This is a genomic window from Tumebacillus flagellatus (genome assembly GCF_000714935.1).
Taxonomy (GTDB): Bacteria; Bacillota; Bacilli; order Tumebacillales; family Tumebacillaceae; genus Tumebacillus; species Tumebacillus flagellatus.
On record NZ_JMIR01000020.1, the window covers coordinates 1 to 14,101 of the forward strand.

Annotated in this window: 2 protein-coding genes; both read right to left on the reverse strand. The window is 56.3% G+C overall.

The window, feature by feature from the left end:
* Window positions 1-10,980: non-ribosomal peptide synthetase (locus EL26_RS13620; protein WP_052036355.1), on the reverse strand; the 10,980-nt coding region annotated here is incomplete at its 3' end.
* The gene (locus EL26_RS13625; protein ID WP_081857195.1) at window positions 10,981-14,091 is read right to left on the reverse strand and encodes a non-ribosomal peptide synthetase; all 3,111 of its coding nucleotides are present in this window, start codon (window positions 14,089-14,091) and stop codon (window positions 10,981-10,983) included.
* Between the last annotated feature and the right edge of the window lie 10 nt (window positions 14,092-14,101).

Consider the following 14,101-nt stretch of genomic DNA (forward strand, 5'->3'; position numbering starts at 1 on the left):
CAAGGTCGTGAAGTGACCGACCATGCGTTGGATCGTGGCGGCATCGAACAGATCGACGTTGTATGCCAAATTGCCGACAACTCCGTCCGCCTCTTCCACCAAAGTCAGGGTCAGATCAAATTTAGCGACCTGACTGTTCATCTCCACTTCGGTAATCGTCAGACCGGGCAGTTCGAGGTCTGTGGACAATGCGCTTTGCATGCTGAACATGACTTGGAACAACGGAGATCGGCTGAGGTCGCGCTCCGGCTTTAACTCCTCCACCAATTTTTCAAACGGGATGTCTTGGTGCGAGTAAGCCCCGAGCGCCGTTTCACGCACGCGGCCCAGCAGTTCTTCGAAGGTCGGCGCACCCGACAGATCGGTTCGCATCACCAACGTGTTGACAAAGAAGCCGATCAAACCTTCCGTCTCTTCCATCGTTCGTCCGGCAATCGGTGTGCCGACGGTGATGTCTTCCTGACCGCTGTACCGCGAGAGAAGCAATTGGAAAGCACTCAGCAAGGTCATGAACATCGTGGCACCGTGACGGCGGGAAAGGGGCTGCAACTGTTGGGTAAGTTCAGCAGACAAAGTGAAACGCTCGTCGGCTCCCCGATAGGTCTGCAAGGTCGGGTGCGGTCGGTCGGTCGGCAGTTGAAGCACCGGAAGTTCACCGCCCAACTTTTCTTTCCAATAAGAAAGCTGTTCCTGCAACACCTCTCCTTGCAGCCAGTCACGTTGCCATGCGGCGTAATCCGCATACTGCATCGTCAAGTCCGCGAGGGGCGAAGGTTGTCCCGCTGCAAACGCTTCGTACAGAGTGACAAACTCCCGGATCAAAACTTGCAACGACCATCCGTCCGAGACGATATGGTGCATGTTGAGCACCAAGACGTGCTCTCGTTCATGGAGTTGAATCAGGTGGAAGCGAATCAGCGAACCCGAGGTCAGGTCAAACGGCTGATCGATTTCAGAAGAAACGAGTTGTTGCATCTTGAGTTCGCGTGTCTCCGGGGACTCTGTGCGCAAATCCGTCCGGGTGACGGAAATCTCACTGGATTCATGAATGATTTGGACCGATTGTCCTTCTCTGTCAGCAAACGTCGTGCGCAAAATTTCGTGACGAACGACGATCTCTTGAAGGCTTCGTACCAGCGCATCCAGATGCAAGTCTCCCTGCAGGCGCACCGCCACCGGCATGTTATACAGAGATGTGCCGGGCGTGAGTTGTTCGATGATCCAGAGACGCTGTTGCGCGAATGACAGCGGGAACTCGGATTGGCGAGAGACGAGTTCTCTCGGTTTAGGCGAAACGAGTTCTCCTTGTTTCATTTCCGAGATGCGGGCGGCAAGCGAACGCACCGTTGGCGATTCAAACAAAATGCGCAGCGGCAGTTGTACATCCAATGCGTTTTTCAATCGCGAAACCGCCTGCGTTGCGAGCAACGAATGTCCGCCCATCAAGAAGAAATCCGCTTCCGCGCTGACTCGTTCCAGGTTCAAGACCTCTGCAAAAATTTTGGCTACGGTCTCTTCCAGCGGGATGCGCGGTGCTGCATACGTGTCGCGGTTGCCTTGCGACTTCTCCGGTGCCGGCAGGGCCCGGCGGTCGACTTTTCCGTTGGGAAGAAGCGGCATCTCCTGCAAAATCATGATGGCGGAAGGTGCCATATACGCAGGCAGTTGCTGTTGCAAGTGCTGCAGGATTTCCTCCGTGCGCGGCGATGCAAACTCAGCAGCGACCACGTATGCAATGATCCGCTTGTCACCGGGCGCGTCTTCACGAATAAGCACCGCCGCTTGCTCGACATCCTGTCGGGTCAGCAAGGCCGCTTCAATCTCGCCCAGCTCAATGCGGAATCCCCGGATTTTCACTTGATTGTCAATGCGGCCCAGATATTCAAGCTGTCCGTCCGGCAGGTAGCGAACCAGATCGCCCGTTTTGTACAGGCGAGCCGCGGGATCGTCTGAATAGGGATTCGGAACAAATTTCTTCGCGGTCAGTTCCGGTTGGTTTACATAGCCGCGTGCCAGAACCGATCCGCCAATGTGCAGTTCCCCCGGCACCCCGATCGGAACCGGTTGCCCCTGTTGATCCAGAACATAGGAGATACGATCTCCAAGCGCAGCACCGATCGGCACGGCCCGCTCTTGTTGCAGATGCGTGTGCGGCGAAATCTCATAGGCATGCGAGGTGATCACGGTCTCCGTCGGACCATAGGCGTTCAGGAGGCGCACTTTTTCCGTCGGCAGTTCACGCCAGATCTCAACAGGTCGGGACAGCAGGGCCTCCCCGCCCGCGATCATCAAACGCAGGGACGGCGGAATCTCGGCTTTGTTGGCTTTCCAGTCATACACAACCTGTTGCCAATAGGCGGTCGGTACGTTGGCCACGGAGACGCGGAATTTGTGGAGGTTGGTCAGAAGTTCTTGAGCACTCCACAGCGTATTGCCGCGCAAGAAGACGGTGGCTCCCGACAAGAGGGCGCTGAACAGTTGCTCCAGCGAAGCATCGAAATTCAAGGACGCGAACTGCAATACGATGTCTTCATCCGTGATTTCGTAATGGCTTTGCACGGTCTGCACATGTTTGGAAACGGCGCTGTGCTCCACGACCACACCTTTGGGCGTTCCTGTTGAGCCGGATGTGTAGATGATGTACGCCGCTTGATTGGCGTGTGTCTGCGGCAGAGCGGTTATTTCTGCGGAATCAGCAAGCGCAACGTCGATGTCCACGACTTCAAAAGCGGACGAATCAAACGAGTCGACCAGCGACCCCTGACTGATCACGAAGCGGACGCCGCTGTCTTGGATCATATAGTCCAGACGTTCACGCGGGTACGTCGGATCGAGCGGGAGATACACTCCCCCTGCCTTGAGAATCCCCAACAACGCAAGGATGGCGTTCGGCGAGCGATCGAGCATCATGCCGACCGGTTCTTCCGGCTGGACTCCCTTCCGATGCAAATAGGAAGCGACTCGGTCCGCGCGTTCGCGCAGTTGCGAATAGGTCAATTCCTCCTGCTCGGAAACAAGTGCGATGTGGTTCGGAACGCGTTCTGCCTGCCGATCAAATACGTGGTGCAAGCAAGCGTCCTTCGAATGCTGATCCGGCATCGTGCGGGTGAACTCCACCAGCAATTGATGTCGCTCCTCCTCGGTCAGATAGTTCAACTCGAAAACCGAAGAGGTCGGGTGATCCACGATGCTTTTCAACAGCGTCGTGATGTGCCCGGCCATGCGCTGAACGGTAGCGGCATCAAACAGGTCTGCGTTGTATTGCAGGGAGCCGGCGAGAGCGCCCCCTTCTTCCACCATACTCAAGGTCAAATCGAATTTGGCGATCTGGGTGTCCATCTCCACCGCCGCAAGTGTCAACCCCGGCAGCTCAATGCCCTTGGACAGCGGATCTTGCATGGTAAACATGACTTGGAACAACGGAGATCGGCTGAGGTCGCGCTCCGGTTGCAGCTCCTCCACCAACTTTTCGAACGGTACATCTTGATGTGCGTACGCACCGAGCGCGACTTCACGCACGCGGTTGAGCAGTTCTTCGAACGTCGGCGCGCCCGACAAGTCGGTTCTCATCACCAGCGTGTTGACGAAGAAACCGATCAACTGCTCTGTGTCGTGGTGATGTCTCCCGGCAATCGGCGTGCCGACACTGATGTCCTCCTGCCCGCTGTAACGCGAGAGCAACAGTTGGAACGCCCCCAGCAAGGTCATGAACATCGTAGTCCCGTGACGACGGGAGAGGGCTTGCAGTTCCTGGGTGAGTTCAGACGGCAGAGTGAAACTCTCTTCGGCTCCGCGATAGGTTTGAGCAGACGGATGAGGACGGTCGGTCGGCAGTTGCAGAACCGGCAGTTCTCCGCCCAACTGTTCCTTCCAATACGACATCTGTTCCTCCAGAACGTCTCCTTGCAACCATTCACGCTGCCAAGCGGCATAATTTCGATACTGGATCGGCAGCTCCGGGAGCGGCGACGGAACACCTGCCGCAAACGCTTCGTAAAGAGCGACAAACTCACGAATCAAGACTTGCAGCGACCATCCGTCCGAGACGATATGGTGCATGTTCAGCACCAACACGTGCTCTGTTTCCGCCAGTTGAATCAAGTGGGCGCGAATCAAAGGCCCGACTTGGAGGTCAAACGGCCGCTCTGCTTCCAGTTGAACGAGTTGCTTCATTTTTTGCTCGCGGTCTTCCCTTTTTTCCTTGCGAAGATCGATGCGGTTGAAGCTCATCTCTTCCGTTTCGTGAATCACTTGGACCGGACGTCCGTCCCTTTCCAAAAACACGGTGCGCAGGGCTTCGTGACGCGCAACGATCCGGTTGAGACTTTGTACGAGTGCTTCGATCTGCAACTCGCCTTGCAAGCGCACCGCCATCGGCATGTTGTACAGCGCTGTGCCCGGCACCAACTGCTCCATCAACCACAGACGTTGTTGCGCAAAAGACAAGGGGTTGTCTTCGCTCGACACCGACTGGATGATCGGCTGCCGTGCGGACTGTTTCGCTCCTTCCAGATGAGCGGCCAACAACCGCGCGGTCGGCGCGTCAAACAAACTACGCAACGGCAAATGGACATTCAACGCGATTTTCAAGCGCGAGATCGCTTGGGTCGCCAGCAAAGAGTGACCGCCCAGCGAGAAGAAGTTATCCTCGACACTCACCCGCTCAAGTTGCAACAAGTTGGCGAAGATTTCGGCAACCGCCTGTTCCAGCGGCGTGCGCGGTGCCGCATATTCACTCTGGGACGACTGAGACCATTCCGGCACCGGCAAGGCACGACGATCCACTTTGCCGTTCGGAGAAAGCGGAATCGCGTCGAGCAGGATGAAGGCGGACGGTACCATATAATCCGGCAGTTTTTGCAGCAACGCTTGGCGCATGTCGGCGGCGGTCATGCCCGATTCCGGATCGACAACCACGTAGGCGACCAGGCGTTTGTCACCCGGTTTGTCCTCCCGTGCCAAAACCACGGCGGCACGCACCTCGGGCAGGTTCATCAAATCCGCCTCGATCTCGCCCAATTCGATGCGCAAACCTCTGATCTTGACTTGATGGTCAATCCGTCCCAGATATTGAATAGTGCCGTCCGGCATAAAGCGGGCAAGGTCACCCGTTTTATAGAGACGTCCCTCCGGCAAAAACGGATCTGCAATAAACTTTTCGGCTGTCAATTCAGGACGGTTGTGATAGAGCCGCGCGACTTGAATGCCGCCGATATGCAATTCGCCCGGCACGCCGATCGGAACCGGCTGCATCCGCCCGTTTAAGATGTAGATCTGGGTGTTGGCAACGGGGCGGCCGATGGGGACCAGCAATTGACCCGTGTTGGGTTGACATTCCCAATAGGTGACGTCGACTGCCGCTTCCGTCGGCCCGTACAGGTTGTGCAGACGGGCATCAAGACGGGCGAAAAATCTCTCGACCAGCTCGGCCGGCAGCGCTTCGCCGGAGCACATCACTTGCCGCAAGCTCCGGCATGCTTCCACGCCTTGCTCTTCCAAGAACACCTGCAACATCGAAGGTACGAAGTGCAGGGTCGTCACCCGCTCGCGTTGAATCAACTCGACCAGATACGCGCTGTCACGGTGGCCCTCCGGTCGAGCGACGACCAGACGTGCCCCCGTAAACAGCGGCCAGAAGAACTCCCAGACCGAAACGTCAAAACTGAACGGCGTTTTTTGCAAGACCGTGTCTTGTTCGGTCAGGTTGTATTCATCTTGCATCCACAACAGACGGTTTACGATCCCACGGTGGGTGTTGATGACCCCCTTCGGCATGCCGGTGGAGCCGGATGTGTAGATCATGTACGCCGCGTTTTCGCCCGTTGTCGTGCAGGGCGGATTGACGTCGCTTTCCTGCTTCAGAGCGGCTGCTGTCGCTTCATCGTCCAAGTAGAGAAGCTGGACGGAAGACAAATCCAAGTGGTCAAGCAGTTGTTTTTGCGTCAAAAGCAGCGGAACTCGCGCGTCTTGCAACATGTACGAGAGTCGATCGGCCGGATACGTGGGATCAATCGGCACATAGGCCCCGCCTGCCTTGAGGATGGCGTACAAGCTGATGACCATCTCCATCGAACGCTCCATGGAGACGCCGACGAGATCTTCCTTCTGCACGCCGAGTTTTTGCAGATGATGTGCCAATTGGTTGGCGCGTCGGTTCAATTCGCCGTAGGTCAACACCTGATCTTCAAATACGAGCGCCACTCGGTCCGGCGTGCGTTCTGCCTGTTCCTCGAACAGCAGGTGCAGAGCTTTGTCCTGCGGGTACTCGACATGCGTATCGTTGAAGTCCACGAGCAGTTGTCGGCGCTCCGCATCGGACAGCGGATCAAACGAATGATGTTCGGTCTCAGGTTGTTGTGCCATCGTTCTCAAGACCTTGAGGAAATACCCGCGCATCGCCTCGCCCTGCTCCGGGGTCACCACCCGACCGTTGGTATCCAGCATCAAGATGAGCTCGCCCGTCGTAGGAAGCAAACTGAAGGTGCTGCACAAGTTAAAGTTGGTATCCGCCACTTCCTTCAGGTCGAGAATCTCCATCGGTCCGTTGGTCACAACATCTTTGAGCGCATGGAAATGGACAAAGTTGAACGAGGTTTCAAAAAGCGACTGGCGGCCGTACACGCTTTGCAAGGCAGACAGCGGGTAACGGCGGTGCGGCAGAATCTCCATCTCGTCGTGGAAGACCGCTCGCACCAGATCCGACCAGGTGCCGTTTTGCAACTGGAAGCGGAACGGCAGCGTATTTAAGAACAGCCCGCGCACGCGGTCGCCGCCCCGGTCTTCCGAACGGCCGTTGGACGTCAAACCGGTCTGCACATCGTCGTCGCCCGCCAACAAGCTCAGAACTTTAACGTGCGCGGCAAGCAACACGCTCTTCAGCGGAACGCCCGCTTTTTGAGACAGTTCCTGCAGACCCCGCTGAATTTCGCGCGGCACATGCGTCAGAAACCGTTGGAACGTGCGTTCGACCTTGTCTTCACGGGCGCTTGACCACCGCGGCAACAGAGTCGGCTTGCAGTCATCGATTTTTTTCATCCAAAAATCACGGCTGTCGACCGATTGCAACGCTTGGCGTTCCCACCAGACAAAGTCGCGGAACGAGACGATCGGCGCCTCTGGTTCCACAAACTCTTCGTCCTGCAACTGAGCCAAATAGAGCATGAAAATTTCGCTGAAGATCGACGTCAAACTCCATCCGTCCAAGATCGCGTGACACTCGGTGACAGAAAACTCAAACAGATTGTCACTGCGCAGATGGACGAAGATGCGGATCAACGGCGGGCAAGCGTAATCAAACGTCTTCGTCCGCTCTTCGGCGAACCACTGCTGGAAGTGCTCCTCCTGCTCCGCCGTGTTCAAGTGGCGCAAATCTTGGAGGCCGATTCGCAAGGGAGCTGCCGCGTGCACCAACTGCAGCGGCTCGCTGAACGTTGTGAAATCAAAGCCGGTCCGCAGCGCAGGGTGGCGTGCAATCACGCGATTGACCGCGGTTTCCAACTTCGCCAAGTCAAACGCGGCGCGGATGGACAACGTGGTGATGTTGTAGTAGGTCGCTTCCCCTTCGTTGTATTCCATATGGAAAAACATCCCCGTCTGCAAAGCGCTCAGCGGGTACGCATCTTCCACGCCCTTGGGAAGCAACTGTACATCAGACTCCAGCAAACCGTGGAACGGCTCCGTGACGGGAAGCTCCGCTTCGCTTTCTTCCAAAGCTTGTGCCCCGACTTGCAACACTTCACACAGCTCGCGTACCGATTGATGTTGGAAAAGTTGTTGCAAGTTGAACGTGAGACCTTGTTCCTTGGCACGCGCCACGACTCGCAACGCACGAATCGAGTCTCCGCCCAGCGCGAAATAGTTGTCGTCGATCCCGACTCTTTCCAATTGAAGAACTTCTGCGAAAATGTCAGCCAGCGCTTGTTGCTCCGGTGTGGTCGGCGCCACATACTCGCCGCCGAAATCGGATTTCACGACCGTCAGTTGCAGCAACGCCCGACGGTCGACCTTGCCGTTATTGGTCAGCGGCATTTGATCCAGCGTGACAAACAAAGCGGGGATCATATACTCCGGCAATTCCTGTTGCAAAAATTGACGCATCTCCGTGATCGTCAGCGCCTTGCCGGACGCCGGTACCACATACGCGATCAACCGCTTGTCCCCCGGCTGTTCTTCCCGCACCAATACCACGCACTCCCGAATATCCGGGTGCTGGCTCAATTGCGATTCGATCTCCCCGAGTTCGATGCGGAAACCGCGCACCTTGACCTGATTGTCGATACGCCCCATGTATTCGATGTCCCCGTTGGACAAGCGGCGTGCCAAGTCGCCCGATCGATACAGGCGTCCGCCGCCGCGGAACGGGTTGGGCAGATAGCGCGTCGAGGTCAGTTCAGGACGGTTGAGATATCCTCGGGCGACACCCGCCCCTCCGATGAACATCTCGCCCGGCACACCGTACGGAACCGGCTGCAACCGATCATCGAGAATGTACAACTGCAAGTCCGGAATCGGAACGCCGATCAGACTGCCGCGCCCTTCTTCCACGTCCTGCATCGTGACCGGACGGTAGGTGACGTGTACGGTCGTCTCCGTAATCCCGTACATGTTGACCAATTGCGGCTGCTGGTCGCCATGACGCTCAAACCAAGGCCGCAAGCTCTGAAACTCCAGCGCTTCCCCGCCGAAGACCACGAAACGGAGCGCCAGAGCGTCCGCCAACTCCGGACGGTTCTCTTCCACGCGAATCAGTTGGCGGAAGGCAGACGGTGTTTGGCTGAGCATCGTAACCTGCTCACGAGCCAACAATTCATAAAATTGCTCCGGATTGCGCGAGACCAGATACGGCACGACGACCAATCTGCCGCCATACAGCAGCGCCCCCCAGATTTCCCAGACCGAAAAGTCGAACGCATAGGAGTGGAACACCGTCCAAACATCTCGTTCATCGAAATGGTACCAATGCTCCGTCGCTTGGAACAAACGAACCGCTTGACGGTGTTCGATCATGACACCCTTCGGCAGACCGGTTGAACCCGAGGTGTAGATGACATACGCGAGATGATTCGATTGTGCTCCGCCCTCGGGGTTTTCGTCCGGCTGTTCGTCGAAAATCCCCGGTTGGTCGAGACAAACCAGCGTGAGGCCCTGGCTTGGCAACTTGTCGAGCAAACGGGTCTGCGTCAGCATCAGCACCGCCGACGCGTCTTCCATAATGAACGAAACGCGGTCATTTGGAGAACTCGGGTCCAGCGGAACATACGCGCCGCCCGCCTTGAGGACACCCAAGATCGCCACGATCATCTCAGCCGACCGTTCCAGGTAGAGCCCCACCAGCGAGTCCGGTCCGACACCTTGCGCTTTCAAGTAATGAGCCAATCGGTTCGCACGCGCATTGAGTTCCCGGTACGTCAGCGCCTCCGTTTCGTACACCAAGGCGACCGACTCCGGGCGCAGGTTCACTTGCTCCTCAAACAGTTGATGCAGGCAGTGTTGCGAATCTGGAAGCTCGAAGTTGTCTTGAAAACGGTACAACAGTTCCTCTTGCTCATCTTCCGTCAGAAGTTTGACTTCATTAAGTACGACATCCGGTTGCGCGATGAGGTTTTGCAACAACGTTTGAAAATGGCCCAAGAAACGCTCGGCCGTTTCCGCTTCAAACAGGTCGCTGCAATACTCCAAACGCCCCTCCAGACCGTCTGCTGACTCCCACAGTTCCATCGTCAAATCCACTTTGGAAGTTTCCGTCTCCACGCGGATCGGCTCCAAAGACAAACCGGCAAACGACATCGACGGCATCGGCGTATTGTTATACGACATGATGACTTGATAAATCGGGTTGTAGCTGCTGTCGCGCTGCACGTTCAGTTCGTCGACCAACTTCTCAAACGGAACCGTTTGGTGGTCCAGAGACCCCAGCATGGAGGTACGCACTTTGCGCACGAGGTCTCGGAACGTTTCCACGTCCGAAAAATCGGTGCGCAGGGCAAGCGTATTGACAAAAAAACCAACCAAGCCTTCGAGTTCCGGTCGGTTGCGGCCAGCAACCGGCATCCCGATGACCACATCCTGCTGACCGGAAAGCCGGCTCATCAGGAGTTTAAAGGCCGCAAGCAACATCATGAACAATGTCGCTTGTTCTTGCTGACCCAACGCCTGCAAGGAGCTGACCGTTTGTTTCGTCAGCGAAAACGGCAACGATCCCCCGCGCCCGGTTTGCACCAGCGGGCGGGCATGGTCCGTCGGCAATTCGAGACGTGCCGGAGCGCCCTGCAATTGCTTTTTCCAGTACGCAACATGGTTTGACATTTCTTCACTGTCCAAATTCTCGCGTTGCCAAGCCGCATAGTCAGAGTATTGAATCGGCAAGTCCGCAAGCGGAGACGGTTTGCCTGCCTTCATCGCTTCGTACAACGCAGCGACCTCGCGCAACAACACCCCGAGCGACCAACCGTCGGCTGCGATGTGATGAACGGTCAACACCAGCGTGTGCTCCAACTCGTCCGCACGAAGCAGCAAAGCGCGAATCATCAGGTGATCGGACAGTTGAAACGGCTTGCGGACTTCTTCCGCAATCAACCGCTGCACAAGCGCGTCCCGGTCCTCGGAATGCCGGACGTCTTGAAACCGGCATTCAAAGTCCTCCTCCGAACCCCTGACGAGCGCGGGCACACCTTCCCGTGCCGCCACACCGGTGCGCAAAACTTGATGACGGCGAACGATCTCACGCAAAGCGGCTTCCAGAAGGTTCGCGTCAAGTTCTCCTTGAATCCGCACGCCAACCGGCATGTTATACGAAGAATTTCCCGGAGTCCACTGATCCAAAAACCACAAACGCTCCTGCCCCACGGACAGCACGATCGATCCATCTTGAACAGGCAGGATCATCGACTGCGCGTTTGTCTGTTTTTGAGCTGCCTCGCGGAGGCGCTTTTCCTTCAACGCTTTTAACAGTTCTTGTTTATTGGCAGCGTTTTGATCCATTTACTTCGAGCCCTCCCCAAGCATTCTTTGAATCTCTTCCTCACTCAACCCGTCCAACTCACCCAGCAGTTCCGCTTCGATCAGTTCATCAATCAACTTTGCCTGGCTGGCAACAGTCGGATGATCAAAAAACGCGGCGATGGGGAACTCCATTTCGAACGCGGTCTGCAAACGTGACACCACTTGCAAAGCCAAAATCGAGTCGCCCCCGAGTTCATAGAACTTAGACTCCACACTGACCGCTTCCTTACCCAGCACAGCAGACCAGATCGCGGCAACCTGTTCTTCCATCTCGTTGCGCGGCGCTACATATTCCTGCTCCGAAACCATGGCGTCAACGTCCGGCTTCGGCAAACTTTTTCGATCCGTCTTGCCGTTGGGAGTCAGCGGAATCTCGCCGACCGGCATAAACATCGAGGGAATCATATACTCCGGCAACTGCTCTGCCAAAAACTTTCGCAGCGACTCGGCTGTTACCGATTGGTCGTTTTTCGGCACCACGTACCCGACCAACCGTTTCTCCATCGTGTCTTTCTGCCAAACCGTCACGGCGCACTTCTCGACGCCCGGGTGTTGGGCCAGCACCGATTCCACCTCGCCGATCTCAATCCGAAAGCCGCGAATTTTCACTTGGTCGTCACTGCGACCCAGAATCTCAAGCGTTCCATCCGGCAGATAGCGTGCGAGGTCGCCCGACTTATACATGCGCCCGCCCGAGGTCCCGCTAAAGGGATCTGCCAAAAAACGCTCTGCCGTCAGGTCCGGGCGGTTCAAGTATCCGCGTCCGACGCCTCGGTTGGCGATGTACAACTCCCCTTTTGCCCCGATCGGCACCGGTTGACGTTCCTCATCCAAGACGTACAGCTTGGTGTTGATGATCGCGCGGCCCATCGGCAGGAACGGCAGTGTTTCTCCACCTGCTGAGACATACACCGTGGAGTAGACGGTCGTTTCGGTCGGACCGTACAAATTCACGATGACCGCCGGTGTTTTTGCCCGAAGGTTCTCGATGAAGGCGGTCGGCAACGGCTCCCCGGCGAACCACCATGTTTGTAACGAGGCAAGGAACCGTTGCGAACCCGGTTCATCGAAAAGCATTTTGCCGCGGGACGGCGTGGTCTGCATCATGGTCACCGGGCCGATGCCGTACTGTTGCGGCAGTTGTAAAAAACGATCGTAATTGCCGTACTGTTCGCCGTCATACGGCACCAAAACCGTCGTGATTCCTTGGCAAACAGTCCAAAACAGCTCCGCCACCGAGATGTCAAACGAGATCGACGCCAGAGCCAACATGACATCGTCTCCCGTCGGCGGGTTCACACGACTCAAATCAACGAACAGGTTCACCACGCTGTGATGCTCGATCATAACCCCTTTGGGCTTGCCGGTGGAACCGGAAGTGTACAGGAGATACATCAGCCCGTGACTGTCCGTCATGGGCTCTGGATTTCCGTCCGGCCGCGCAGCCAACTCCTGTGCCTCTTCGTCCAAACACAGCACGCGCGCACCATGATCGGGCAGTTTGTCCCGCAAGGAACGAACCGTCAACACGATCGGGCAGTTCGCATCTTCCAAGATGGCGGAGAGACGTTCTTCCGGATACGTCGGGTCCAGCGGAACATAAGCACCGCCAGCTTTGAGCACACCGTACAGCGCGGGCGGCAAGTCGGAAGTTCGCTCCAGATAGACGGCAACCAACGTGTCTTTTTGCACACCCCATTCACGCAGTCGATGCGCCAATTGATTGGCTCGGGCGTTCAGTTCCCGATACGTGAAGGCATGCCCGTCGCAGACGATCGCCACCGCGTCCGGTGTGCGCTCCACCTGCAACTCAAACATCTGGTGCACGGTGTCATAAGGAACCTCATGCTCCGTTTGATTGAGTGTAACCAAGAGGTGTTCCAACTCTTGATCCGTGAGAATGTTCAGGTTTTTTACCGGAGTATCCGGCTGCTCTACCGCATGACGCAAAAGCAATTCCAGAGAATCCAGCATTCGCTGTGCGTCTTGTTGTCCGTACAGAACCTCATCGTAAGCAAGCACGAATTCCAAGGAACCGGTGTGCTCGCAACAGACCAGTTTCAATTTGCAAGAGGGGTCCGATTCAAACAGACCCACCCGTTGAAACGTAAACTGCGGCCCTTCTTCGGCAGCCGGATGTACATGAAAAGCGAATCCAAACGGGCTCCCGACACCCCCTCTGTCATACTCTTGCCAAGAAGCGGCCAGTTCCAGCTCTTGGCGAACCGTGTCTGCCGCCTCCGCGAAAGATTGACTCATCTGTTGCAGGCCGAGCACGGGAACGCTTTTGCTCAACGGACCCACGACGGTTTGCAAATCGGGAATGGCTCGCCCGTCCAACACGACGTTGACAGGGACCACATCGCCTGCATACCGGCTTAACAACGATTGCCAAGCCGTCAAAACTGTTGCAGTGGTTGCCAGTTCAGCCATTGACGATCCAACCGCAATCGGGTTCGGAACCGTCCGCCGTGCGAACGCCGTTCGGGGAACATGCGGTTCGCCGATCCGTCGTTCCAGCGGCTGCGTATACACACTCTCTTCCACCTGGGAGAGGGCCTGACGAACTTTTTGCCAATGGGTCAGCCCCCCGATGGCGTCTTCCTCGGCAAGCAGTTCGTTTAACCACTCCACCACTTCCAAGTACGGAATGGGTTCCTCGCCGTCACTCAGCCGACTCTTCATGTTTTGAGCGGCGGCCAACGATTCCTCGCCCAACAGGGTTAACGAAGGCACATCGGCAATTTGAGAAGAAGCTGTTTGGATTAAACAAAATTTATTTTCGGATAATTCTATTAATTCAGCATGTAACAAACTTCCATTTATCTGCTCATAAGTACCCGCATCTCTCGCGTCACTCATCAGTTTCTCAACCAGCAACTTTTCGTCTGCTGTCCCGAGTTCCTCCCGAATCGACTCCCCATTCGTCTGGGAAAGGCTGGCGTGCGAAACACCAAATCGTTCCGTTGTTGCCTGATAGGCATGGCGCAATGCTCCCGCATCGACGCGGCCAGACAACAGAAATGCAGTCTGCACAACGGATTCTTGACGCAGATCAACATCGCTTTTCGAATTCACATACCCGCTCATCAAAACACCC

Excerpts from the sequence above, each read along its gene's own strand:
- EL26_RS13625 (WP_081857195.1), bottom strand. The coding sequence starts at position 14,091 with ATGAGCGGGTATGTGAATTCGAAAAGCGATGTTGATCTGCGTCAAGAA.